Source organism: Nitrincola iocasae (genome assembly GCF_008727795.1).
GTDB lineage: Bacteria > Pseudomonadota > Gammaproteobacteria > Pseudomonadales > Balneatricaceae > Nitrincola > Nitrincola iocasae.
In genome coordinates this window covers 3029871-3053190 of sequence record NZ_CP044222.1, presented here as the reverse complement: position 1 = coordinate 3053190, position 23320 = coordinate 3029871, and the positions used below count along the sequence as shown (strand labels likewise).

The window sequence follows — 23320 nt, the reverse complement described above, 5'->3', positions numbered from 1 at the left end:
CTTTCACTCGTGTTTCATCCCTAGCAATGGAGAAAATACCATGAGTAAAAGTAACGACCACGCCACCACAGACCGCTTTTCTGAAAGTGCCCATGAGTCAGTTGATCAGATCGCCAAGTCGGCGGGCAGGGCCGAAGAACGTATTCGCCATGAAGCCGAAGATGCGAAAGATTATGTCAAAGATGCCAAACAGAAAACCAAGCAGCGCTCCGATGAAGCTATGAATACCGTTAGCCTCTTCGTACAAGAGAATCCTTTGATCTCCCTGGGCATAGCCTTTGCTGCAGGAAGCTTGCTTTCCGCCTTAAAACGTCGGTCATAGTGTCTAGTTGCAAGCAGTTAAGGCACGAGGCCGCGCAGGTGCGCGGCCAGATTGATCGTCGGGCTGGTGCGATTCATCAACGTATCGACAGCTACCTGCATCAGGTGCGAGCTTTGGCTCGCCACCCTGCTGCACTGCCTGTTGCGTTTGTCTGTGGCATACTGGCTGAACGCCTGAATCTGCCTGGGATCAAACGTGTCTACGGATTCCTGACTAGCCAGATGAAAATCATGCAGATCGTTTCCAGCCTTATCGGCTCGTACAAGCCTGCTGACCTGCTCAGTGCTCTGCAGTATCAACGACAGTCCGGGCATGAGTAATCAAGCTGTTAACGCTTGCCCGGCTCTGGCGAAACGTCAGGTCTCGTGTAATATAACGCAGTCGCCAGAATGTTAGGGTCGCCAGCACCAGGTTGATCAGCGCCACCGTCAGCAGGGCGCTTGTCAGGCTGAAGGCCTGCAAGCTGACCAGTGCCATCGCTACTGCTGCCCCGGTAAACAGCCATCCACCGATGACTAGCAGTGCTATCACCAGGCTGAGTCCAATCATTGCCAGCAGCGTGTGCCCGAACAGTTTCGTTTCTACTACGACAAGATGTAGCATATCAGCTGATAAAGTTCTAAAAATGCTGGTGATGTCCTCGATGTTGTCCTTATCACTGGCATTGTCTTGGACGCTATCTTTTTCCGTCATGGCTTGGCACCTCGACCATTAAGTACATTTTCCAGGCTGGTTTTGATCTCGCTCCAGATGGCTACGAAGAAGGCTGTCAGGGGTACTGCGAGCACCATGCCGATAATACCGCTCAGGACAGTGCCCCAGAAAAACAGTGAGATAACTACTAATGCGGGGTGTAGGCCTGATCGGTTGGCCATGATCTTCGGTGTCAGCAGCCAGCTTTCAATCAGTTGTACTGCTGCGAATACCAGGCCGGCCAAGAGTAATAACTCAATACCGCCATCTGGCTGTAGATAAGCCATGGGCAGGACCACCAATAGGCCGATCAGAGAACCCAGGAAGGGGACGATATTCAGTAGCCCCAGTGCCAGCCCGATGAGTACACCGAACTCCAGACCGATCAACGTAAAGCTCGCGGCATACAGGCTACCCATACAAACAGCGATGATCAGTTGCCCCTGAAAGAATGTTGAAACGTATTCCACAAACATATCCATGAAATACAATGATTTTTGCTGGGTCGGCTTGTGAAAGACAGATAAAAGTTCGGATACCTTCTCTCGCAATAATCCTCTGGACAGTAGGGTAAAAAACAGAAACAGGGGCACAAAACTGATACCTGCTAACAGTCCCAGATAGGACATGATGGTTCTACCCGTGTCTTCCAGACCAGGTAAGATAGGCTCGGATTTCTCCCCGTCGCTGTCCTCCATTTCGTTTGAAATCATGGAGCTGAGTTCGGGAAAATTGAAGGAAAAATGTGACTGCCAGCTTGCCAGTAGCTCGGGTAAAACCTTCATCAACTGAACAGCCTGGCTGACTAGAATAGGTACGAGTAGCAGAATAAGGCCACCAATAATGACAAAAAATACCAACAATACAATAATGATGGCCAGCAAGTGCGGTAGGCGGAGCCGTCTTTCCAGAAACTCCACCACTGGATAAAGCACCAGAGCCAGGATGCCGGCGAGAGATAGCGACAGGAGCAGGTTGTAAAATATACTGAGTAACCAGCTAAATGCCCATACGATGATTCCGACCAGCGTGGTCAGAGCAACCAATGAAAACAGTACTGCTGTGCTGCGAAATAAGCGAATCTCAACGGCGTTGAACAGCCGTTTATCCGGGTTTTTATTAGCAACCTGGGATTCATTTATATCATCGGGCATTGCGAATTCCTGTGTCAGTTGCTTGCAGATTTTCCGAACATCAGCAATCCAGCTCCGACCAGGGTTGACGCTATACCAATAATCAGAAACCAGATAGTGGAGTCAGTGAAGTTGCCTGTAACGGCCTCTGACACCTGATCGTCCAGACCTTGGGATGATTGATATGCAAAGAAAAGCAGGATTAAACCCACCACAAGCAACACCAACGCCAGAATTTTATTACTCGTCATTTCAATTTCCTTTTCGCCACGCCGCATGGTTTTTTTGGCAGGGTCGATCCGGGTAGGGGTATTACCCGGATCTTCCGTGCTCAGTTTACCGGTTGATCAGATCACCGGGTGTAGTAGGAATCGATAGTTGCGTTCCAGGTGGGATCAGCCATATTCGGCCATTCATCCTTGTTAAAACCTGGTGCCTTTTTCAGGCGGTCGAGATCGATATCGAGAAGGAGTCGATGGTTCTCTTTGTCCAGTTTGAAAGCTCTCCAGGGAATCGCAAACAGGTGATCACCCATGCCCAGGAATCCGCCCGAAGACAACACCGCGTAACGTATCTTGCCCTCAGTGATATCGAGCATAATGTCCTGAATTTTTCCAAGATTCTCATCCTGCAAGTTGAAGACTTCATCACCGGTAATAGTGGAGGCGCTCAGTAAAACTAATCCGGCCTGCAGCTTTCCTGCGGCATCGAAGGCGCTGTCCAGTTGCATCGTTGAATTATTCATTTCGTTACCTTTTTGCTATCGTTATTGACATCGGCTAACACGGCTTCATGCTCGCCACCAGACTTCACTGTTTTATGCTTCGTTTCCGTGTTTTTATCGTCGGTGACCTTGGTGACTACTTCTTTGTTCTTCCCTTTCTCGTCGCGCTCACTCACTTTGACCTGATGCGTGCTCATGAGTTGATCTCCAGGTAATTGTTGCGTTTTGGGTCTGTCTCTCACCAGCTGTATACGGTGAGGTTTCCAAACTAATGCAAGCTCAAATAAGGGTCTGTGCGGTGACCAACTTAGCTAACCGCAATCAAAGCTGTGATCTGATGGGGAGCAGAATTGTTTCGGAGAGCTTTGCGTATAAGGGACGGCTGTTCCAGTGAGCAAGTGAATAGGGCTCAGCTGCCAGCAGATCATTCTCGAACACTGTTGTCATCTGAGTGGCAAAGTCGTTGCTGTATATATTTAGACTCGCTTCGTCATTGAGTCGAATCGAACGCATGTCGAAATTGGTAGATCCCACTGAGACAAACTCTTCATCGATGATCAATAGCTTGGTATGTAGCATAGTTGGCTGATAGATATGAATCTCCACACCTGCGTCCAGCAATGCGCCCCAATCTGACTTGGAGGCTAGCTTGACGGTAAGCGCATCTATGTGTGGACCAGGTAACAGAATACGAACGCGAACATCGCGATTACGGGCAGTGATCAAGGCCTTGATCAACAGCTTGTCGGGCACAAAGTAGGCCGCCGCCAGGTCGATAGACGACTCGGCGGCGGTGATCGCAAGCAAGTACATCAGGTGCATGCTCTCGCTACCGCCGGAGGGTGAAGCTAAAAATACCTGGGCGTCCATCTTGCCGTGCGCCTGCAGGGCTGGAAAGTAGCTCGGGCCATTCAGTACCTGGTCAGTGGTCTTGATCCAATTGTCGTTGAAGGCCGCTTGTAACTGTGCCACTACAGGCCCTTCAACCCGGTAATGCGTGTCTCGCCAGTGGTCGGGATCGCCGCCATCGCCGGTCCACTGATCCGCGATCCCGACGCCTCCGGTGAAGCCGATGTGGCCATCAACTACCAGCAATTTGCGATGAGTGCGGTTGTTCATATGGCCTAAATTGTACCAGTGCAATGGACGATATCGATATACCTGCACACCGGCGCTCTGCATGGAGTCCAACAACGACTGCTCCATGCGGGAGCTACCGACCCAGTCGATGATGACGCTAACCGGCACGTCGGCACGGGCACGTTCGGAAAGTGCTTCAGAGAAGGCTTCACCCGCCTCACCTGACCAGTAAATATGCGTTTCTAAGGTGATTGATGTCTGTGCCGAACGAATGGCCAGCAGCATCGCAGGAAAAATATCCTTGCCGTTATGCAGTGCAGTTACTTGATTGCCGGGCACGATCGTGGGGCCGAGCAAGACGGACATCTCGCGCCGAAACTGTGGATCAGAGACAGTGTGGCGATGTTCAATCTTACGCTCCAGCATCTTTCCCGGTGATTTGAAGACCATCGGTAACTCCTGACAAATCATTTCTAGTCTGTGTGTCAGCTAGTGTTGCCCAGCACGGGCCGTCGCGTCAGTGCGTTATCACACTTTACGCATAACAGAGTGGCGTGGCTGAGAGAGGGACAGCCTGTCTCAAGTGTTCGCCAGCAAACAGACAGATCCCAGCAGCCACATGAAAATCGATACAGGTTATCCCCCTACACACCTTATCGGAGAACATCATGGCCAGGAACAAAAAACCAGCTCAGTCGCCACAAGCAGGCATCAGTGCTGATGCGAACGCTACAACCTTGACCACTAATCAAGGTGTTCGCATTGAGGATAATCAAAATAGTTTGAAAGCCGGTTTGCGTGGACCCTCGTTACTTGAAGATTTTATTCTGCGAGAAAAAATCACCCACTTTGATCACGAACGCATTCCTGAACGCATCGTCCATGCGCGCGGTTCTGCCGCTCACGGCTACTTCGAAGCCTATGATACGTTGACTCAGTACACTCGCGCCGCGCCGTTCGCTGAAAAGGGGAAGATCACTCCGGTGTTCGTGCGCTTTTCCACCGTGGCTGGCGAGCGTGGCTCAAAAGACACTGCGCGTGATGCCCGTGGTTTCGCCGTGAAGTTCTATAGCGATGAGGGTAACTGGGATCTGGTCGGCAATAACATACCGGTATTCTTTATTCAGGATGCGATGAAGTTTCCTGATCTGGTTCACGCCCTCAAGCCGGAACCGCATCATGGTATGCCACAGGCCGGGTCTGCGCATGATACCTTCTGGGATTTTGTTTCGCTGATGCCGGAGTCCACACATATGCTGATGTGGGTGATGTCGGATCGTGGGATACCCCGCAGTTATCGGATGATGCAGGGCTTTGGCGTGCATACCTTTCGCCTGGTTAACGCGCAGGGTGAATCGGTATTCTGCAAGTTCCACTGGAAGCCGCTGCTGGGAACCCATTCTCTGGTCTGGGATGAAGCGGTGAAGATAGCCGGTGCGGATCCTGATTTTCATCGGCGTGATTTGTGGGAGGCCATCGAGTCTGGGGAATTCCCGGAATGGGAGTTGGGGCTACAGATTTTCACCGAAGAACAGGCAGAAAGCTTCAGCTTCGATGTGCTTGACGCGACCAAGCTGATACCGGAAGAATTGGTACCTCTGACGCCTGTCGGGCGCATGGTGCTTAATCGCAACCCGGATAACTTTTTCGCCGAAACCGAACAGGTTGCCTTCTGTACCGCGCACATTATACCGGGCATCGACTTCTCCAATGATCCATTGCTTGCCGGTCGCATCCATTCCTATGTGGATACGCAGATCACTCGACTCGGTGGTGCTAACTTCCACGAAATTCCAGTCAATGCACCGCTTGCCTCAATACAGAATAACCAGCGTGATGGCATGCATCGTCAAGCCGTGCCTTCAGGGCGTATTGCCTATGAGCCGAATTCATTGGCCGGTGGCTGCCCCCTTCTGATCGGAGCCTCCGGGTTTGAGTCCTTTCCTGAGGTCCTTGAGGTAGATAAAGTGCGTGGAAAGCCGGAGAAATTTTTCGAGCACTATGTCCAGGCCACCCTGTTTTTTGACAGTCAGACAGCAGCCGAAAAAGAACATATTATAGCTGCCTTCCGCTTCGAACTGAGTAAGGTCGGAGTTCGCGCCATACGTGAAAGGATGCTATCTTCATTAGTAAACGTTTCAGTACAACTGGCCGCCAAAGTTGCTGCTGGTCTGGGTATGGAGGTGCCTGCTGCCATGTCTAAGGTCATTGCTGATCCACCCTTGCCTGAGGTCACCGTTTCTCCTGCCTTGTCACTGATGGCGCTACCGGGTGACGGTGGTATTCGTACCCGCCAGATTGCCATGCTGGTTGAGAGTGGCGTCCAGCATGCCTCTCTTGCCAGTCTTTATGATATCCTCACCGATGCGGGTGCTGTCGTACATTGGGTGGGGCCACGCGTGGGTCTGTTTACGGGTTCCTGCGGTGAGAAAATACAAGCGGGCAAGTCGATGGAAAACTCTCCGGGGGTTCTCTTCGATGCTGTGGTGCTGCCTGATGGTTGCGATGCCGTCCAGGCACTCGCAGGCAACGACCATACTATGGAGTTTTTAACAGATATGTTCAGACACGGTAAAACGCTACTGGCTTTAGGTGCCGGACGGAAGTTGCTGGACATGGCCGGTATTGATCACTCTCTGCAAGAAACGAACAAGGGTATCCTGCTGGCCAAGAGTGCCAAGGCTGCTGAAACGGCGCCTGCATTCATTGAAGCAGTCGCCGCTCATCGCCATTCATCCCGCAATAGTGGCCCTCCTGCTTGATTAAGCTGCCAGCCCTCCGGGATATCGGCAAGCAGGCCTTGGTATGCTGAGCCTGGACAGGTTTCGTTTTGTTTTCAGCCGTATCAAAGAGCGTTTGTGGATCAAACCCCTGATAGTGTGCGTGCTTTCTGTTGGCGGTACATTCATCGCCATGCTGGCTGACGATGCGGGACTTTCCAGACTGTTGCCCGAGGTCAGTCAAGGGTCAGTGGAGTCGTTGTTGTCCATCATGGCATCCAGCATGCTGGTTATCGCGACCTTTGCCGTAGGCTCGATGGTTGCGGCTTATGCTTCCGCGAGTACCGGCGCTACCCCTCGCTCCCTGCCTTTGGTAATTGCCGATGACGTTACTCAAAACGCCTTGTCTGTGTTTATCGGTGCTTTCATCTTCAGTATTGTTTCCCTCATAGCGGTCAAGAATGATCTGTTCGACTCGGCAGGTCTGTTTGCGATTTTTGTGCTGACTCTGCTGGTTTTCACTCTTGTCATCGTCACCTTCGTTCGCTGGGTAGACAGAATTGCCCGGCTGGGTCGGGTAGTGAATATCATTGAGAAAGCAGAAAATGCCGCTGCTGATGCCCTGGATCGCCGCCGTCATGCCCCCACGCTGGGTGCTTTGGCAGTCTCATCACAACAGGCCCACAGCAAGGGAATTCTGGTCAGTTCGCCAAGGGTTGGGTATGTACAGCATATTGACCTGGAGACGTTGCAATCCTGCGCTGAAACCTTTAACTGTCAGGTTGTAGTCATTGCCGTGCCAGGCACTTTTGTCAGTGCAGGGCGTCCGTTGCTGCGTATTGAAGGACACCTTGAGGGCTGTAATGCGTTCAAGCCTGATGCTTTTTCGAGTGCCTTCACTGTGCGCTCAAATCGTGCTTTTGAAGATGATCCCCGTCTTGGGCTGCTTGCCTTGTCCGAAATTGCCGATAAGGCACTATCACCGGGAATTAATGACCCTGGAACCGCAATCAATGTTATTGGCACATTGGTACGGCTGCTGACGCTTTGGCAATCACCGCTGGAGAGCGACAGATTAGCCGAGATTATCTACGATCGCGTAGCGGTTCCCGAGCTCGTGATTGACGACTTGTTCGATGACGCCTTTACGGCAATTGCCCGTGATGGTGCAGCAATGGTTGAGGTTTCTATCCGTCTGCAGAAAGCTTTCTGCGCTTTGGCTGAAGCGGGTGATCCTGCGATGACTGCTGCCGCCAGAAAACATTCACGTATGGCACTGGCACGCTCAGAACGGGCTATGTTACTCCCGGATGATATCGATGCTGTACGCAGGGTTGCTTATCGCCTTATCAACTGAGGCTCACCACGCGCTTCTGCTACGCGGCAGACAACAGGTTTCCTTCAGACCTTCGATCTACGTTGAAAAAGGCTTAGGATGGCAAGCAGTATTACCGCACCAATCAGTGACACGACGAAACTCATGATAGAGATGCCATCGTTTATGGAGCCCGCACCGAGCAGTGGCCCGATCAGCCATCCGCCGATCAGTGCGCCGACAATACCGACTATGACGTTGAGAATGATGCCTTGCTGAGCTTCAGTTCCCATGATCATGCTTGCGACCCAGCCAACCAGGCCACCCATGACGAGCCATATGATAATACCCATGATATTTCCTCCAGGTTGTTTCGGCGCAGCATGCGCCAGTTGGGAAAGCATACTGCTGCTGTTCAGCAGTTACCGTGCGCTATCACACCGACTCAATAGTGCCTCGCTTCCTACCATTTACATATCAGTTGGCCATCACCTATATCCTACCAAGGGGTTCACCCGTGATTGGTGCAGAACCAACGCGATGATATGTGTTGCAGCAATCTAATGCTTGATGGATCAACATTGCTGGTCGCTGGAATCACAATTGCCGGTGTGTCTGGAAAAGGGTATTTACCGGTAGAATAAGGAACGGCAGAGGCTTTCGCCTCTGCCGTTCCTTTATTTCGCTATAGGTAAGTTTGTGTTACTGGAATTTAATCTAGTTTTGCAAACTTTGGTGCAGAGCGCAGGTCTTCACCGGTCACGTCAACGCGCAGTTCCTGCTCGTCGCCTGTGCCAGTGATGGTTACGTGATCCCAGCCTATGGCTACATCTTTTTCACCCAAGCCCAGAAAACCACCGACGCTAACCAGAATGGCTACGACCTGGCCCGACTCATCAATAATCAGCTCACTAATTGAACCTATATCATCATTGTTGGTTCGAACATCAGCACCAATCAGTTCGCTCGCCTGAGTTCCATTTACGGGAGCAGATTCCAGGTAGCCGCGGTTCTGCATGCCAGACAGGTCGCTGGTTTTATTGCGATCTGTTTCCGTCATAGAACTAGACTGTCCAGAGTCCTGTCCCTCTGAATTTTGGTTACTTAGTGTAGTGTTAGCAGCAGATTGCTTGTCATCCTTGTAAACATCCGACTTATGCTGTTGGTTAGCACTATCCTGTTCAGTCGGTTGTTGAGCCAGCACAGATCCTGCACCCAGGGTAATAGCGGGTGTGACCAATGCACAAAAGACAAGTGAATGTAGCTTCTTCATATGTATATCCTCAGTTAGGATGTGTTATTCAGACAAACTGCCTGTCCAACCGCTTCATCACAGCTTTTCTTCCCGGCAACATTACTAGGAAAAAGTCTGAATCACCCAGAGAGCTGTAATTCAGGATGAACATCTAAAGTACGTGGAGGGAGTAAGTCAGTCGGTTCGATAACGCACTAACATAAAGCACGAGCGAGTAGAGGTGACACTGGGTAATTTAGGCTACTTGCATCCGTGCTGAGTATGTTGGCTAGCTAACGGACATGCATGACCTCGCCCCCTAGACTCAAGATTTTTGAATCAAGTTGTCTAAAAAGAGTGTTATGTCCATGCTGAAAAGATCTAATCATAAAGCTAAAGCGCGGAATGCTATTGCATCCCGGGCACAGCGTGTACCCCTGCCAAACAATGCGCAGCTACGCCAGCATGACAGATCCTTGCTGAGTGAACTTCAAGTTCATCAGATCGAATTGGAGATGCAGAATGAGATGCTGCGTAAGGTGCAGGCTGAACTTGAAGATACCCGTGATCGCTATGCTGATCTGTTCGATTTTGCCCCTGTACCTTATCTCACCCTGTCTGATGATGGACAGATCAGCGATGCTAATCTCGCCGCTACTGCGCTATTGGCAGGGGATCGGGCAGCTATAGTTGGCCATGGCTTCGCAGGATTTATCGATCCGGATGACCTGGCGCGCTGGACGCGGTATATGCGTGCCGGCTGGCAAGTGCCGGGTGTCCACCTGCCAGCGTTCGAACTTTGGCTCAGAGCTAACGGGAACACGCTGCTTTCGGCTGAGTTGCACTGTATGGTAACGGCGCGTTCGGGGGCTTCTTCAAGCATGCGTATCGCCTTATTTGACACGACCGAGCGCCGTGCTGCGGCGGCGGAAATGGAACAGTTTGCCTATTTAGATTCACTCACTCAACTGCCGAATCGCAGATTATTTCAGGATCGTCTGGAACAAGCCGTAACGGCCAGCAAGCGCAGTGGTCGCTATGGTGCCGTGTTGTTTCTTGATCTGGATGGTTTCAAGTTACTCAACGATACCCATGGGCATGATGCCGGCGATCATTTGTTGATTGAGATAGCGCATCGCTTGCGCACGAATCTGCGTGAAGGAGATACCGTGGCCCGTATTGGCGGAGATGAGTTTGTGATGATTCTGGAAAGGCTGGATATGTCCGAGGCGGGAGCTGCACAGTTTGCTCAGGAGGTCGGTGAAAAGCTCAAGCGTATTATTGCACACAGATTTGATCCGGAGGGTATAGAATTACAGTGCACTGTCAGTATTGGCATACGCCTGTTCGGTCCGGCTGCACAAGTTGATGACTTGCTTAAACAAGCCGATCAGGCGCTCTACCAGGCCAAGCGGGCCGGGCGCAACCAGATCAGCTTTTTTAATGCAACAGAGTAAAAGAGTAAATGAGTAGCCGCTATTGTGCCGCTACCTGATAGTGCTTACTACGGGGTAGATTGAGTCTGATTTTCTATTCGGGCCACCGTCGCACGCAATTCTGCTTCCAGATTTTTGGCCAGGGTAATATCGATAAAAGTAATGACCACGCCGTTAATAAGATTTTGCATGGTTCGATAGGGCATGATACGTACAGTAAACCAGCACTTGTTACGTGAAGTGACCTGCTTTTCCGAGAAGACCAGCGTACGCAACACCTCCTCTGCATCCTGAGCCATATCCGGGTAGTCCAGATCACTGGCCAGATCTGACAAAGGTCGTCCAACATCGGCCGAAATAAGTTTAATAATATGTGCAGCTTGTTCAGTAAAACGGCGGATATGTAAACGGTTGTCGAGAAAAATGGTGGCAACCTCGGTGCTGTTGAGCAGGTTCTGCATATCGTCGTTAACGCGTGACAGGTCGTCCACTCTGGATTGCAGTTCAACATTGACTGTCTGCAATTCCTCGTTCAGCGACTGCATCTCTTCCTTCGAGGTAGTCAGTTCTTCGTTAGTTGATTGCAACTCTTCGTTGGATGATTGCAGCTCTTCGTTAGTCGATTTGAGCTCCTCGCCTGAGGTTTGCATCTGCTCACGCAGGCACTTGACTTCATCCTGTGCCTGCTCAAGAGATTTTTCGAGTTGGGCTTCTACCGGCGACTGTGCTTGTTTCCTGGTTTGGCGTTTGGTCGGTGGTTTCGAACGTAACTCTTTGAACACAATCATGACGGTGCCATGCAGGGGTTCTGGTTCCTCAACATATTGCAGGGTGAGGTCAAGTTGATAGGTGTTGCCGTCGTCTTCCAGAGAGAGGTCGTGGCACTCTACACGTCCTCTCTCGCGTACAACCTGCTGCAGTGTGCTCGCGAGAGCATGACGTAGGCCATTACGTGCCATGGCGTAGACATTCCAGTTGGCCTTACCCGCAGCGGGCTCTAAGTAGCGACCGGTACGTCCGCAGATGTAAATAATGTCTCCGCTAGCATTGACCAGAACCGCTGCAGGGGCAAATTCGCGCAGTAACAGCTGATCGGCGAGAATCTGTAAGTTTTTGGCAGGCGGGGTAATTGGGGTATCCGTTCCAGCCGAATAGGTGCTAGAGCGAGTTGGGAAGTCAATCGCGAGCGTTTGGTGGGAACTATCCAGACGACGATAGAGCCGTGTTTTTGAATCCAGTGCTTCAAACAAATGTGTGGTGGAACCGATGGTTTCGGAATTGCCCAGGAAGAGTATGCCCCCTGGCGTCAGGCTATAATGAAACAACGCCAGCAGTTTTTGCTGCAGCTCGGGCCCGAAGTAAATCAGTACATTGCGACAGGACAGCAGATCCAGCTTGGTGAAAGGTGGATCCTGAGCCATATTTTGCGGTGCAAAGATTACCATTTCACGCACTTCCTTGGTGATCTGATAGCCATCGTCAGTGGCTATAAAATAACGCGCTAACCGTTCAGCAGACACCTTGGAATTGATGTCTTTGGCATAATGACCCAGGCGTGCCAGATCAACGGCATCCTGAGCCAGATCAGTGGCAAAAATGTGCAAAGAGAAACGGCCTGCAGGCTGGTGTACTTCCAGGGCCTCTTTAAAGCTGATCGCGATAGAATAAGCTTCTTCACCGGTCGAACAGGCGGGCACCCAGGCGCGTAAAGCACGCCCTGATGGACTGCGTTGGAAAAGAGCTGGAAAGGCAATGTCACGCAGGCTGTCCCAGGCCGCAGGATCGCGGAAGAAGCTGGTAACGCCGATGAGTAATTCTTTGAACAGCAGATCAAGTTCTTGAGCATTTTCCTCTAACAAGCGTACATAATCACCAATATGACCGAGTTGATGGACTCCCATGCGCCGTTCGATACGTCGGTAGAGTGTGCTCTTCTTATATAACGAAAAATCCTGACCATTGTGTGCCTGCATCAGAGATAGCACCCTATCCAGTCCGCTTTTAACCAAGTCATCCCGGCTATTACTGGTTTTCTCGACGCTTGATTCTTGCCGTAAACTCGCGATGATACGCTTCGGTAGTTCTCCGGCAGAGGCAATGATATCCACCAGGCCAGCATCGATTGCACTTTGTGGCATCGAGGGAAATGCGGCAGAGGATGGATCTTGTACCAATACCAGGCCCGCATTCTTCTTGATGGCCCCCAGACCCTCGGTACCGTCTGAGCCCATACCCGATAACAGTACTGCGACCGCCATTTTGCGGTAATCCAGTGCCAGAGAATTCAGGAAAAAGTTAATCGGCAGGCGCTGCCCGCGCGGTGCTGCTGGTTTGGACAGGTAGAGTACGCTTTTCTGAATGGATATATCGTGGTTGGGTGGCAGGACATAGACATGGTCTGGAAGGACGTTGAGGTGATCTGTCACCGGTACTACGGGTAAGCAGGTGATACGCTGAAGCAGTTCCGGCATCATGCCCTTATGCGTTGGGTCAAGGTGCTGTACGATCACATAGGCCATGCCGCTGTCTGTGGGTACACCGCTTAGAAATAACTCCAGGGCTTCCAGCCCACCTGCCGAGGCACCAATGCCTACTACAGGAAAGGGTTGGGGTACAGGTGTTGCATCGTTGCTACTACAAGCAGGGTTCTGAGCAGTTTCACATTCATTCATAGCTTGTGGTTCCATCAGGCCGCAATCAGACATCAGTGAAAACGACCGGCGACGTGGTATTTGAGCCTTCCTCGAAATTATGCCATTGGCTGGCGAATCAAATTTTGCTCATGTTAATGCGGCACTCCTGGCCCTCTTCATTGGGGACACCCTCCAGCTTAATTAATGTTTCGGGCTGTTCCGGGCTGGATTTGAGAGCGACCTCACAGGTGTTCAGCACCTTGCCGTGGAGTATATCATCGATAAAGCGTTGAAAGATCGGTAGAGATAACTCGGTGAGTAAGGATTGAAAGCGATGGCGGTCTTTTTGCGAACGCTTGATTTTGATTAGAATGGCAGCGGCTAGATTCATCTCCAGAATTGAACCTATCGAGTTTAGCGTGAGATAAGGTGCGGGTGCAAAGTCATATATATCGATATAGTGGGCACGTAGCGCATCGGTTTCTTCATAAGCTCGTTTGAGTTCTTCATTATTCATCTCCAGCTCAATTTGATGTATCTGAAGTTCCTGTATCATCCGAGAACTGTCCCAGCTGCTTTCCGGAGGGGGCGAAGGCATTTCCTCTAAGCGCTTTTCGGCACGCTGGCGCAGTGTGGCGGGGTTTTGGCGGAACCGCCCTCTGGCGTGTGGAATTGGTTTTTGTCCAAACAGTCGATCATATTCTGATTTGACTACATTGTAGCATTCGCACGCACGCTGTTCGATTCCCGCTCTGTCGACGACGATAATGCGTCCACGGCTGTAGTGGATAAGGCCGGCTTCCTGAAGTTTACCGGCGGCTGCCGTGACGCATTCGCGGCGCACGCCGAGCATGTTGGCGATGACTTCCTGGATCATGTCAATCTGATCGCCGCCCAAAAGATCCAGGCTGAGCAGTAGCCAGCGGCAAAGCTGTTGGTCGGCAATATGATGGCGATTACAGACAACGCTCTGGGCGATCTGGGTCATGAGTGCCTGTACGTATGCCAGAGAAAGTTGTAACAGATTTCCGCTTTGTTGTAGCTCCCAGGTATAAATCTCGGCATTCAGGCGGTAGGCGTAGCCCTTACTTTGTACGACCGCCTCATAGGATGAGTGCACTCCACCCAGTACCAGCGGGATACCGATGAAACCATCTTTGCCGGTCATCGCCAGTCCGGCTGATGATCCATCCTGAGTAGTAAACACTCTGGATACGATCCCGGACGTTGGAAAATAAACATGCTCCAGTTTTTCACCGGGCTTGAACAGCACTTGACCTGTCTGTAGGGGCACCTGTTCAAGATCGTTTAGCAGGCGGGTGTAATCTTCATCCTGTAATTCAGCCAGAATTCGATTGTGTTTTGGATCATCCACTTTACAGGGTGTTGCAATCATACTATTCCTCGCATATTGAGGCGGACAAGATTGTACAACACAAGAGTGATCCGCATTCTCAAGTATAGTCTAGAAAAGTTTGCTAGAGTATGACTGTCGAATGAGTCTCGGGTGATAAGGGTATCCAGTGGCGGCCCTTATCATCTACTTACTTGAGTTGCATATCGTTTTTGACCGATTTTACACCTTCGACATTTTGCGTAACGCGAACAGCTCTGTTTATGGCTGTTTCTGAGCTGACAAAACCGCTCAGTTGAACAACACCATCAAAGGTTTCAACATTGATTTCGCTGACTCTAAGTTCTGCATCATCCAGAATGGTCGCTTTGACACGTGCAGTAATTGTCGAATCATCGATATAGGCACCTACCGTTTGCTGCTTATCCGGCGCGGCACAGCCTGCCATGACTAACATTGAGAGAGCGAAAAAGACCGCTACAGCATATTTGCCAAGATATTTCATGAGTAAAACTCCAGATGTTGAAATTGAAAGTGCATAAAAAGATCAAACGTTGGTTTAGTTTAGTGTACTCGGACTGAGTGGTCTGTGCGATACCGCACATTAAGCGGTTCGGTTAAGACACCCGACGGTAATTTGTGACCGGCGTATCGGCGGTCGACAGTAACTTAGCCTGGTGTACGGGTAGCATAAATCCTTTTTCAGCATCCACTATGGCTGCAATTTTGATCAGCACTGGCGAACTGGTCACTGAACCGAAAACTGTAGCAAATGACACATCAGCGGCATCCCTACCGGTTCCCAGTCGCATTAGCCCCATGGTTGGGCATAGGCCACTCGGATCAAACAGATACCAGCGGCCACTGAGATAGACCTCAACATAGGCATGGAAATCTGTAGGCCCCAGCGCGGGATCAGAGCCATAATCGATACCGGAGACAAACCGGGCCGGGATATTTAGCGCGCGGCACAGGGTGATCATCAGATGGGTAAAATCGCGACACACTCCTGCTTGATCGGCCAGAGTCTCTATTGCCGATGTGCTTTCTGCTGAGCTGCCGGAGCTGAATTTGGTGCGTTGATTGACCCAATCCTTAATCGCACAGACACGATCATACCCTGACGCCATGCTGCCGAACTCCTTGTTAGCGAGTTCGCGGAAACGGTCTGATTGGCAATACCGACTCGGGTAGATATAACTGATCACATCCAGTGGCAGGTCGCCCACCCCAATCTCTTCTAAATCACCCGGCTCTGCTTCGATATGCACCAGATCCAGCAGACCTTCATAGCGAATCACGAGTGGTCCGGCATAGCCTCTTAAGCGCATGCAGCGCGTACCATCCACCTGTTGAGTAAACACCTGTGGCTGCACCGACTGGTTTATAGTCAAAGATTCACTAACAACCTTTTGGCACTGCGTTATAGCCGGGTGAATATTGAAGATAAATTCGCATGCGTCATCCAATACTTCATAGGCCAGTTCAATTGAAAATTCTAATCTAACCATGGCAGAGTTCGCTTTTATAAAGAGTTTGCTTGTGTAGATAGCGCATGGATAATGTATTTTATTAGCGAATATGCGTCTCGGTGAACAGTTTCACTTGTTTCTCGGCTTCTTCGCGGGTGATGTTGTACTGCTCTTCTATCAGGCCAACCAGTTTTTGATGGTGACCGGAAGTTTCCATCAACTGATCATCAGTGAGTTTGCCCCAGGCGATTTTGGCCGCGCCCATATGCTGTTTCCATTGAGCGGAGAGCCGGTTAATAGCATTTTCGGAAGTTGTCATGTTGACCTCTGCGGGTGATGCTCTTCTGGCGACATGCCAGTTTGTAGAACCACTAAGGAGTTGCAGGTTAGTTGTCTTCGCTGTAGAGGTCAGTGTGGTAACGCGCATAACAGGCGAGGAGTGCGGCTTATCGATCAAACAGAATGTACTCTGCACAATAAACGCCTGTGTTCAATAATCCAATCGGTATGGCGGTGTCGTAAATAGAACGTGTTAAGTGAAAACTGGAATAGTAAATTTGTAACATTCTGTTAGTTTACTATAGACAGTAACTATTATTATTTCTCATGCACAGGCACTTATAAATGAAAATAAAATCTAAGCTGCTTATCGCTTTTTTACTGACGGCTTTATTTCCTGTGCTAATTGTTTCAGCACTGACAATACACAATGTAGCTAACCAAGCACGCGAAGCGTTTATAGAAACGAGTCGTTTAGACATGCAGCTTGCGGAAAATACTTTCGTAACATTTTTCAATCTGGTTGAACAAAATGTCGCGGCGGTTGCGGACTATCCTGCACTCAAAGCCGTCAAGGATATTGGCATCAGCACTTACTTTGGTTCGGGGGAAAAACCTTCGGAAACAGCCCTGGCAAAGGGTGGAGAAGAACGCCGGATTTTTGAGTACTTTTCAAGTATCGGTAATAACAATCCGTCCTATGGTTATGTGTATATGTCCGATACTGAAGGTGGTTATATTGAGTGGCCCGGAACAGATGATTATGCCGACTGGGATCCTCGTAATCGTCCTTGGTTTAGCATTGGTCAAAGTGCAAATTATGAAGTGTCACGTCGTGATAGCTATTATTGGGAACCTGTGGATGCTGTTTTTGTGTCTGTTCTCAAAGGATTTAAAGATGCTGAAGGAAAATTCGGTGGTGTGGTTGCCATTGATGTTTCACTTAAATCACTCACAGATATGACGCAAAAACTGCGGTTTGGCGAGACCGGGTTCTTTATGTTGCTTGAAGGCAACGGCACTGTATTGGTTGATGGCCTGAAATCAGAAAACAGTTTCAAAAAAGTCTCTGACCTGTCAGACCCTTATTACCAGGCCTTGTCATCTACTGAGAATGGTGTGATTGAAGTAAAAATTGATGGTGTTGACTATATGGCCAATGTCTATACATCACCAACACTGGGTTGGAAATTGATTGGCTTTAAACAAAATGCTGAGATATTTGCCAGTGCGTCACGTCTGATTTGGCAAACAGTAATGACTAGCATTCTGGTTATTTTGATATTTAGTATTGTCGGCGCGTGGATTGCCAGGCGTATCAGCTCGCCCATTAACTTGGTTAAAGATGGTTTAAAAACCATTGCTCAGGGTGAGGGTAATTTAACCCATCGATTAGAGGTTGTCAGCCAAGACGAGACAGGAGAGCTGGCTAAGTGGTTTAACCAGTTTATTGAGTCGACGCAAACCATGGTTCGTTCCATTAAAGAGAGCGCACTGACTATCCATGATGTTTCAGATCATACCAGCCAGGAAACAGCGGCGATGACGGCGCTGTTACAGCAGCAGCTGCAATCTGTTGAATTGATTGTAACAGCCATTACGCAAATGTCCTCGGCTGCCAATGATGTAGCCCGCAATAGTGTACGTACTGCTGAAGTATCAGAACACGGTTTGAATATGACTCGAGAGGGCAAAGCCGTTATTAACCGTAGCGCTTCCAGTGTTAATCAGTTAGGTAAAAGTATTGAAGCTTCAAGTCAGGTTATCCAGGAGTTGGAACAAGAAACTGACAATATTAATAATATTTTGACCACTATCCAGCAAATTGCTGAACAGACTAACTTACTGGCGTTGAATGCCGCCATTGAAGCCGCTCGTGCGGGTGATCAGGGGCGTGGCTTTGCCGTAGTGGCTGATGAAGTCAGAAGTCTTGCCAAACGTTCGCACGATTCTACTGAACAGATTAATCATATATTGAACATGCTGGTTAGCCGTATTCGTGAAGTGACCACTGTAATGAATCGAAGCCTGGATGAATCTCAGGAAGCTACTCGGTTGTCACAAGAGGCACTTAGTGCCTTTGAAAGTATTGAGCACTCTGTCGAAAGTATTCGTGATATGACGATAGCGACGGCAAGCGCTACGGAGGAGCAGCATTTGGTGACAGAAGATATTAATAAGAATGTTGTTGCTATTAATGAGTCGATCAACCAGGTTTCTGTTCAAGCACAGGATGTCGAAGGTTTCGCGCGTCAGCAAAGTGAATTAAGTGCTTCACTGCGTAAGCTTGTGGCTCGTTTTCGCACAGATTAAAAGTCCCTGCTGAAAATCATGCTATGAGTTGCGACATAAAGCGATCATTGATCGTTTTGGTCGATATCCACACAGACATGAGGTCCTTGGAAGAGAGTTTTCACGCCAGGGGAATACCAGTGGGAATAAATACAAGTCTATAAAATAAAAAGGCAGATCAGTAACTAACTGATCTGCCTTCTAAAAATTTGGTAGCGGGGACAGGATTTGAACCTATGACCTTCGGGTTATGAGCCCGACGAGCTACCAGACTGCTCCACCCCGCATCAACGTGGGACGGATATTACAGACGAGGGCTTTTGTTGTCAAGGGTTTATTACGCACTCGCAAAGTTATTCTGCTCTCTGGCGTAAAATCGCCTGTTTCTGGCATTCCAAAATGAAGCGGGATAAAAGACGCTCGTCCATACTGCTTATTTCTTGGAGTTCGCCACCATAAGTACCCGTCAGTGTTCGAATCAGATCCAGTTTGCAAAAAATGGTGAAATCGCGTTCATCCAGCGTGAAGTTGATCTGCGCATCGTAGCGTCCGGATTTCAGTTCATGCTCACTGATAAACGCAACGCCGTTAGCCGACAAGTCTTCCAGGTCGACCAGGTCACCATTTACACGCAGACTAACCGGATCATCCTGCACAGGCGTCATACGGAAAGCTCTACGACCACGGTCTTTTAATTCTGGAAATGAGATCAATGGTTTCATCGTGGTAACTCCGTCCGTTCAAGGACAAATTCGAGGCGTCGGTTCGCGGCTCTGTTTTCTTCAGAGGTGTTGGGTAATAGTGGCATGGAATCACCGTATCCACTGGCAACAACACGCTGTGGTGATAACCCCCCTTCAATTAAAAAGCGTAGCACAGCTGTGGCGCGAAAAGCAGAAAGCTCCCAGTTTGATGGAAAGCGTTCGCTATCGACGGGTTGATCATCCGTGTGTCCTTGAATTTCAAGCTTAAAACCTGGGTTGTCCAATACCACTTCAAGCACACTGTCGAGCAATGGCATCATTGAGCGCCGAATCTCAACAGAACCTGGTTCAAACATCACCGCAGCATTGACCTTTAGGTTGAGCTTACCATCCCTTGGGGTGCCGATTTCAACCCAGCTACCCATATCTTTTTCGGCCAGAGATCCTTGTATATCAGTGACGACCTCTTCGAGCTCGGCATTGATGGAGTCTACCAGCGCCTGCTGGAAGCGCATCTGATCGGCCAGCTCAGCATTACGGTTAATGATTGCCGGGTCATTAAGATCGGGGATACGGGTGGTTTCGGCAGCTGGTTCGAGTAACGGAATCAGGCTGGAGGGTGCTGAATCTCTAGACAGGGCAATATTCAACGATTTGGCGGCCTCTTCGAAGGCTTCATGTTCAACACTGGACATGGAAAATAGCAGTACAAAAAATACCAACAGTAACGTCATCAGATCAGCAAAAGTGGTAATCCAGCCAGGCCCCTCATTGTCATCCAAGAGCTGCTGTTTACGACTCATGCCTTTTTATCCTGTGGCTTAACTTTTTTGTCAGCTGCTTTATCCTGCTCCTGTGTTTTAGCCTGTTTGGCGGCACGTAGCGGTTTGCGTGACGCTTCCGGCAGATAAGAAGATAATTGCTCATATACGTGCGCATAATGGTCGTTGGTCAGTATGCTGATGCAGCCTTCCCGGATGATCTCCAAATTGGTCACTTCTGAAAGTGTTCTGGCGCGTAGTTTTCCGGCGATGGGCAGAAATACTACGGTTGCCAGAAGTGAACCATAAAAAGTAGTCAGTAGCGCGATAGCCATGGCCGGACCAATGGTTTCAGGGTCCTGAAGGGCGCTGAGCATCTGGATCAAGCCGATCAATGTGCCCAGCATACCGAAAGCTGGAGCATACATGGCCATTTTGCGAAAAACATCCTGTACCGTGAAGTGTCGGCCTATCAAAGAGTCGATTTCATTTTGCAAGGTGTTACGGATGACCTGTTCGGAGGCGGCTTCTGCCAGCAGGTTTGCTGCACGTTGCAGAACACGGGAGTTGGTTTCAATATCTCCCAGCATCAGCAAGCCGTGGCGGTGACTGATACGGCTTAATTCCAGCATAGTGTCAATCATTTCCTGGGCATTGGTTTTATCCTGAGTGAAGACGATCCAGGCTGCACGAAAGGCATTCAGGACATCTTTAAACTGTACTGTCAGTAACGTAGCAGCAATGGTGCCACCGGCTACAATCATCAGACCCGGCACATTGACAAACACATCCGGGTTACCACCCAGGAAAATGGCAATAATAATCAGGGCAAAGCCTGAAACGATCCCTAGTAATGATGCAAAATCCATAGCCGGTCTCTGTTGTTGATAGTAATCAGAAGCCGAGTATAACAATACCCGGCTGAAGTTCAGTAGGTATTATATCAGTGTAATGCATTTGGTAATGCCAGGGTGAAGGCGGGAATTGGGGCGATAAACTCACCGGTTTCATCGGTCATCATGCAATAGTGTCCCTGCATGCTGCCGACTTCAGTCGGGAGCACTGTTCCGCTGGTGTAGCTGTAGCTTTGGCCTGGCTCAATAGTTGGCTGCTCACCGACCACACCTTCGCCAGTGACTTCCTGTATCTGTTCGTTACCATCGGTGATGACCCAGCGGCGGCTGATCAACTGAACCGGAACCGGATTTTGGTTGGTGATGGTGATGTGATAGGAAAAAACATAGCGGTGTGCATCCGGATCAGACTGCTCGTGCAGGTAAGCGGTATCGATTGCGATGTGCATGTTTTCACCCATAGATTTACTATTCATAAACGCTGGTTATTCCTTTTTCTTGTTCACATAGAAAGTCACTGATACGGATAAACTCCTGCAGTGTCAGGCGTTCGGGACGTTCTCCCGGATTAATTTCAAGTGATTCGAGTGCCTCAGCACTGATCAGTTCTTTCAGGTTGTTACGTAAAGTTTTACGGCGCTGATTAAAAGCCGTTTTAACCACAGACTGCAACTGATCCACATCTCTGGCTACAAACGGTAGCTGCTTATGCGGTGTCAGTCGCACGATGGCCGAGTCCACCTTGGGAACCGGATTAAAGGCTTCGGGTGGTACCAGAAACAGATTTTCAACCTGGCAGTAATACTGTGCCATGAGACTTAGCCGACCATAATGTTTTTCACCAGCCTTGGCAGCCAGGCGTTCCACTACCTCTTTCTGCAACATGAAATGCATATCAGCAATCTGCTTATTATAGCTTAGCAGGTGGAAAATCAGCTGTGTGGAAATATTGTAGGGCAGGTTGCCGACGATACGCAGTGGCCGCTGATCGTCACACAGCGAAGTGTAGTCGAATTTCATCGCATCGGCTTGATGAACACGAAAGTGTTCAGCATAGTTAAAAAATTTGGTGCGCAGAATCGGAACCAGATCTCGGTCCAGTTCGATGGCATCAAGATCACCGGCAGCATTGAGGATCTCTTCCGTCAGTGCGCCCAGTCCTGGACCGATTTCAACCAAATGATCCGTAGGATGGGGTGATATGGCACGAATAATGCGATGAATAATTCCCTGGTCCTGAAGAAAATTCTGACCGAAACGTTTGCGGGCTTTGTGGCCAACCGGTTTTTTACTCATGAGTTCCTATGCAGTTTCTGATGCTGAGTGACGAGCCGAAGCCATCTGCGCAGCGTAATTAATGGCGGTAATCAGGCTGCCGGTATCGGCTCTACCACTACCGGCCAGGTCAAAAGCGGTACCATGATCAACTGATGTGCGGATGATCGGCAGCCCCAGGGTAATATTGACGGCTTGGCCAAAGCCCTTGTACTTCAATACCGGCAACCCCTGATCATGATACATCGCTAACACGGCGTCGGCCTGGCTCAGGTATTTTTCGTTGAATAAAGTGTCGGCTGGCAAGGGGCCCTGAATCTGCTCACCGCGTTGGCGAAAGGCGTCTAGTACGGGAATGATTGTAGTCAGTTCTTCGTTACCCAGATGACCACCTTCTCCCGCATGGGGGTTGAGCCCAGCCACCAGCAATCTTGGTTGGGGAATGCCGAATTTCCGGCGTAAGTCCTGCAAAAGAATAGTGATGATCTCTTCCAGTAATGGACGGGTAATGGCGTCTGCTACGGCTCTCAATGGCAGGTGGGTAGTAGCCAGGGCAACTTTCAAACCTTCCGTTGCCAGCATCATCACCACCTTGGGGGTGCCGGTCAAAGTTTCCAGAAATTCGGTATGTCCGGTGAAAGGGATCCCCGCATCGTTGATGATGCCTTTGTGGACGGGTGCCGTGATCAGCGCATCCAGCTTGCCCTGTTGGCAGTGCTGGGTGGCAAGTGTCAGTGTTTCCAGGACATACTGCGCATTGCGGACATCGGGAGTACCGACCTGGGCAGGTACAGACATGGGCACTGGATAAACCAATAGCTCTCCCGGTGGCATCAGTCTGTGGTCCTGCTCACCCTGCCACTCACTTAGTACCAAGGGTAGTTTCAGTATTTTGGCGCGTGCGCGCAGTAGTTCCGGATCAGCGAAGATAACCAACTGGTGTGGCCAGGATGTCTGTGCCAGTTGCACACACAAGTCTGGACCTATACCGGCAGGTTCACCAGGAGTCAGTGCAAAACGTAGCAAAACCACGGGGCCT

General features: G+C 49.9%; 26 protein-coding genes and 1 tRNA gene. 7 read left to right on the top strand and 20 right to left on the bottom strand.

Annotated features, from left to right (window positions below; genetic code table 11):
- Window positions 1-40: 40 nt before the first annotated feature.
- Together F5I99_RS14040 and F5I99_RS14035 are read left to right on the top strand one after the other, a co-directional pair.
- A complete protein-coding gene (locus F5I99_RS14040; RefSeq protein ID WP_151057034.1) occupies window positions 41-322 on the top strand; it encodes a DUF883 family protein in 282 nt (93 codons plus the stop codon).
- Window positions 323-360: 38 nt separating this feature from the next.
- Window positions 361-642 carry a hypothetical protein gene (locus F5I99_RS14035; protein ID WP_151057032.1) on the top strand — a complete coding sequence of 94 codons (282 nt, stop codon included), beginning with the start codon at window positions 361-363 and terminating at the stop codon, window positions 640-642.
- Here the strand turns inward: F5I99_RS14035 and F5I99_RS14030 are convergent.
- The 6 genes from F5I99_RS14030 to F5I99_RS14005 all read right to left on the bottom strand — a co-directional run bounded on the left by F5I99_RS14030 (window position 602) and on the right by F5I99_RS14005 (window position 4402).
- Window positions 602-1015, bottom strand: coding sequence for a phage holin family protein (locus F5I99_RS14030; RefSeq protein ID WP_151057030.1), 414 nt, complete (start codon window positions 1013-1015; stop codon window positions 602-604). The genes F5I99_RS14035 and F5I99_RS14030 overlap by 41 nt on opposite strands.
- Window positions 1012-2169, bottom strand: a complete 1158-nt coding sequence (locus tag F5I99_RS14025) for an AI-2E family transporter (RefSeq protein ID WP_151057028.1) — start codon at window positions 2167-2169, stop codon at window positions 1012-1014. Before F5I99_RS14025 ends, F5I99_RS14030 begins: the two co-directional genes overlap by 4 nt.
- A 14-nt stretch (window positions 2170-2183) precedes the next feature.
- Window positions 2184-2399: a DUF3185 family protein gene (locus tag F5I99_RS14020; RefSeq protein ID WP_151057026.1), complete on the bottom strand. Its 216-nt coding sequence runs from the start codon at window positions 2397-2399 to the stop codon at window positions 2184-2186.
- Between the two features lie 101 nt (window positions 2400-2500).
- Entirely contained in the window at window positions 2501-2893 is a 393-nt protein-coding gene (locus F5I99_RS14015) for a PRC-barrel domain-containing protein (protein ID WP_151057024.1), read from the bottom strand.
- A complete protein-coding gene (locus F5I99_RS14010; protein WP_151057022.1) occupies window positions 2890-3069 on the bottom strand; it encodes a hypothetical protein in 180 nt (59 codons plus the stop codon). The genes F5I99_RS14015 and F5I99_RS14010 overlap by 4 nt, the downstream gene beginning before the upstream one ends.
- A 124-nt stretch (window positions 3070-3193) precedes the next feature.
- A complete protein-coding gene (locus tag F5I99_RS14005) occupies window positions 3194-4402 on the bottom strand; it encodes a phospholipase D-like domain-containing protein (protein WP_225307422.1) in 1209 nt (402 codons plus the stop codon).
- 218 nt (window positions 4403-4620) lie between these two features.
- Between F5I99_RS14005 and F5I99_RS14000 the strand changes: the two genes are divergently transcribed.
- Both F5I99_RS14000 and F5I99_RS13995 read left to right on the top strand, forming a co-directional pair.
- Window positions 4621-6714, top strand: coding sequence for a catalase (locus tag F5I99_RS14000; RefSeq protein WP_151057018.1), 2094 nt, complete (start codon window positions 4621-4623; stop codon window positions 6712-6714).
- 43 nt (window positions 6715-6757) lie between these two features.
- Entirely contained in the window at window positions 6758-8029 is a 1272-nt protein-coding gene (locus F5I99_RS13995) for a DUF2254 domain-containing protein (protein WP_151057016.1), read from the top strand.
- 44 nt (window positions 8030-8073) lie between these two features.
- Here the strand turns inward: F5I99_RS13995 and F5I99_RS13990 are convergent, their stop codons facing one another.
- Both F5I99_RS13990 and F5I99_RS13985 read right to left on the bottom strand, forming a co-directional pair.
- The gene (locus F5I99_RS13990; protein WP_151057014.1) at window positions 8074-8340 is read right to left on the bottom strand and encodes a GlsB/YeaQ/YmgE family stress response membrane protein; all 267 of its coding nucleotides are present in this window, start codon (window positions 8338-8340) and stop codon (window positions 8074-8076) included.
- Between the two features lie 359 nt (window positions 8341-8699).
- Entirely contained in the window at window positions 8700-9260 is a 561-nt protein-coding gene (locus F5I99_RS13985) for a PRC-barrel domain-containing protein (protein ID WP_151057012.1), read from the bottom strand.
- A gap of 329 nt (window positions 9261-9589) precedes the next feature.
- Between F5I99_RS13985 and F5I99_RS13980 the strand changes: the two genes are divergently transcribed.
- Entirely contained in the window at window positions 9590-10678 is a 1089-nt protein-coding gene (locus F5I99_RS13980) for a GGDEF domain-containing protein (RefSeq protein ID WP_191905858.1), read from the top strand.
- Window positions 10679-10725: 47 nt separating this feature from the next.
- Here F5I99_RS13980 and F5I99_RS13975 read toward each other — a convergent pair whose 3' ends face one another.
- The 5 genes from F5I99_RS13975 to F5I99_RS13955 all read right to left on the bottom strand — a co-directional run bounded on the left by F5I99_RS13975 (window position 10726) and on the right by F5I99_RS13955 (window position 16435).
- Window positions 10726-13329 (bottom strand): chemotaxis protein CheB, encoded by a 2604-nt coding sequence (locus F5I99_RS13975; protein ID WP_151057008.1) that lies wholly within the window; start codon window positions 13327-13329, stop codon window positions 10726-10728.
- Between the two features lie 97 nt (window positions 13330-13426).
- A complete protein-coding gene (locus F5I99_RS13970) occupies window positions 13427-14686 on the bottom strand; it encodes a Crp/Fnr family transcriptional regulator (RefSeq protein WP_151057005.1) in 1260 nt (419 codons plus the stop codon).
- A gap of 148 nt (window positions 14687-14834) precedes the next feature.
- Window positions 14835-15149, bottom strand: a complete 315-nt coding sequence (locus tag F5I99_RS13965) for a BON domain-containing protein (protein ID WP_151057003.1) — start codon at window positions 15147-15149, stop codon at window positions 14835-14837.
- Between the two features lie 112 nt (window positions 15150-15261).
- The gene (locus F5I99_RS13960; RefSeq protein WP_151057001.1) at window positions 15262-16155 is read right to left on the bottom strand and encodes a transglutaminase-like domain-containing protein; all 894 of its coding nucleotides are present in this window, start codon (window positions 16153-16155) and stop codon (window positions 15262-15264) included.
- A gap of 61 nt (window positions 16156-16216) precedes the next feature.
- Complete coding sequence (locus tag F5I99_RS13955; RefSeq protein ID WP_151056999.1) at window positions 16217-16435, bottom strand: CsbD family protein; 219 nt, start codon at window positions 16433-16435, stop codon at window positions 16217-16219.
- Between the two features lie 305 nt (window positions 16436-16740).
- Between F5I99_RS13955 and F5I99_RS13950 the strand changes: the two genes are divergently transcribed.
- Both F5I99_RS13950 and F5I99_RS13945 read left to right on the top strand, forming a co-directional pair.
- Window positions 16741-18708, top strand: a complete 1968-nt coding sequence (locus tag F5I99_RS13950; protein ID WP_151056997.1) for a methyl-accepting chemotaxis protein — start codon at window positions 16741-16743, stop codon at window positions 18706-18708.
- Between the two features lie 28 nt (window positions 18709-18736).
- Window positions 18737-18856, top strand: a complete 120-nt coding sequence (locus F5I99_RS13945; protein ID WP_225307421.1) for a DUF924 family protein — start codon at window positions 18737-18739, stop codon at window positions 18854-18856.
- Between the two features lie 41 nt (window positions 18857-18897).
- On the opposite strand, the gene F5I99_RS13940 is transcribed toward F5I99_RS13945, so the two are convergent.
- The 7 genes from F5I99_RS13940 to pdxA form a co-directional block, all read right to left on the bottom strand.
- Window positions 18898-18974 (bottom strand) — tRNA-Met (locus F5I99_RS13940).
- 66 nt (window positions 18975-19040) lie between these two features.
- Window positions 19041-19409, bottom strand: coding sequence for a PilZ domain-containing protein (locus F5I99_RS13935; protein WP_151056995.1), 369 nt, complete (start codon window positions 19407-19409; stop codon window positions 19041-19043).
- Window positions 19406-20194 (bottom strand): OmpA/MotB family protein, encoded by a 789-nt coding sequence (locus F5I99_RS13930; protein ID WP_151056993.1) that lies wholly within the window; start codon window positions 20192-20194, stop codon window positions 19406-19408. Before F5I99_RS13930 ends, F5I99_RS13935 begins: the two co-directional genes overlap by 4 nt.
- Window positions 20191-21021, bottom strand: a complete 831-nt coding sequence (locus F5I99_RS13925; protein WP_151056991.1) for a motility protein A — start codon at window positions 21019-21021, stop codon at window positions 20191-20193. The genes F5I99_RS13930 and F5I99_RS13925 overlap by 4 nt, the downstream gene beginning before the upstream one ends.
- A gap of 74 nt (window positions 21022-21095) precedes the next feature.
- On the bottom strand, window positions 21096-21482 hold the full coding sequence (gene apaG, locus F5I99_RS13920; RefSeq protein ID WP_225307420.1) for a Co2+/Mg2+ efflux protein ApaG: 387 nt from the start codon (window positions 21480-21482) through the stop codon (window positions 21096-21098).
- Window positions 21475-22302, bottom strand: coding sequence for a 16S rRNA (adenine(1518)-N(6)/adenine(1519)-N(6))-dimethyltransferase RsmA (gene rsmA / locus F5I99_RS13915; RefSeq protein ID WP_151056989.1), 828 nt, complete (start codon window positions 22300-22302; stop codon window positions 21475-21477). The genes apaG and rsmA overlap by 8 nt, the downstream gene beginning before the upstream one ends.
- A gap of 6 nt (window positions 22303-22308) precedes the next feature.
- Entirely contained in the window at window positions 22309-23307 is a 999-nt protein-coding gene (gene pdxA, locus F5I99_RS13910; protein ID WP_407670356.1) for a 4-hydroxythreonine-4-phosphate dehydrogenase PdxA, read from the bottom strand.
- Between the last annotated feature and the right edge of the window lie 13 nt (window positions 23308-23320).

Bases quoted from the DNA above. Each gene is read 5' to 3' on its own strand.
- F5I99_RS14040 (WP_151057034.1), top strand. From the start codon at position 41: ATGAGTAAAAGTAACGACCACGCCACCACAGACCGCTTTTCTGAAAGT.
- F5I99_RS14030 (WP_151057030.1), bottom strand. From the start codon at position 1,015: ATGACGGAAAAAGATAGCGTCCAAGACAATGCCAGTGATAAGGACAAC.
- F5I99_RS14025 (WP_151057028.1), bottom strand. From the start codon at position 2,169: ATGCCCGATGATATAAATGAATCCCAGGTTGCTAATAAAAACCCGGAT.
- F5I99_RS14020 (WP_151057026.1), bottom strand. From the start codon at position 2,399: ATGACGAGTAATAAAATTCTGGCGTTGGTGTTGCTTGTGGTGGGTTTA.
- F5I99_RS14015 (WP_151057024.1), bottom strand. From the start codon at position 2,893: ATGAATAATTCAACGATGCAACTGGACAGCGCCTTCGATGCCGCAGGA.
- F5I99_RS14010 (WP_151057022.1), bottom strand. From the start codon at position 3,069: ATGAGCACGCATCAGGTCAAAGTGAGTGAGCGCGACGAGAAAGGGAAG.
- F5I99_RS14005 (WP_225307422.1), bottom strand. From the start codon at position 4,402: ATGGTCTTCAAATCACCGGGAAAGATGCTGGAGCGTAAGATTGAACAT.
- F5I99_RS14000 (WP_151057018.1), top strand. From the start codon at position 4,621: ATGGCCAGGAACAAAAAACCAGCTCAGTCGCCACAAGCAGGCATCAGT.
- F5I99_RS13995 (WP_151057016.1), top strand. From the start codon at position 6,758: ATGCTGAGCCTGGACAGGTTTCGTTTTGTTTTCAGCCGTATCAAAGAG.
- F5I99_RS13990 (WP_151057014.1), bottom strand. From the start codon at position 8,340: ATGGGTATTATCATATGGCTCGTCATGGGTGGCCTGGTTGGCTGGGTC.
- F5I99_RS13985 (WP_151057012.1), bottom strand. From the start codon at position 9,260: ATGAAGAAGCTACATTCACTTGTCTTTTGTGCATTGGTCACACCCGCT.
- F5I99_RS13980 (WP_191905858.1), top strand. From the start codon at position 9,590: ATGCTGAAAAGATCTAATCATAAAGCTAAAGCGCGGAATGCTATTGCA.
- F5I99_RS13975 (WP_151057008.1), bottom strand. From the start codon at position 13,329: ATGAATGAATGTGAAACTGCTCAGAACCCTGCTTGTAGTAGCAACGAT.
- F5I99_RS13970 (WP_151057005.1), bottom strand. From the start codon at position 14,686: ATGATTGCAACACCCTGTAAAGTGGATGATCCAAAACACAATCGAATT.
- F5I99_RS13965 (WP_151057003.1), bottom strand. From the start codon at position 15,149: ATGAAATATCTTGGCAAATATGCTGTAGCGGTCTTTTTCGCTCTCTCA.
- F5I99_RS13960 (WP_151057001.1), bottom strand. From the start codon at position 16,155: ATGGTTAGATTAGAATTTTCAATTGAACTGGCCTATGAAGTATTGGAT.
- F5I99_RS13955 (WP_151056999.1), bottom strand. From the start codon at position 16,435: ATGACAACTTCCGAAAATGCTATTAACCGGCTCTCCGCTCAATGGAAA.
- F5I99_RS13950 (WP_151056997.1), top strand. From the start codon at position 16,741: ATGAAAATAAAATCTAAGCTGCTTATCGCTTTTTTACTGACGGCTTTA.
- F5I99_RS13935 (WP_151056995.1), bottom strand. From the start codon at position 19,409: ATGAAACCATTGATCTCATTTCCAGAATTAAAAGACCGTGGTCGTAGA.
- F5I99_RS13930 (WP_151056993.1), bottom strand. From the start codon at position 20,194: ATGAGTCGTAAACAGCAGCTCTTGGATGACAATGAGGGGCCTGGCTGG.
- F5I99_RS13925 (WP_151056991.1), bottom strand. From the start codon at position 21,021: ATGGATTTTGCATCATTACTAGGGATCGTTTCAGGCTTTGCCCTGATT.
- apaG (WP_225307420.1), bottom strand. From the start codon at position 21,482: ATGAATAGTAAATCTATGGGTGAAAACATGCACATCGCAATCGATACC.
- rsmA (WP_151056989.1), bottom strand. From the start codon at position 22,302: ATGAGTAAAAAACCGGTTGGCCACAAAGCCCGCAAACGTTTCGGTCAG.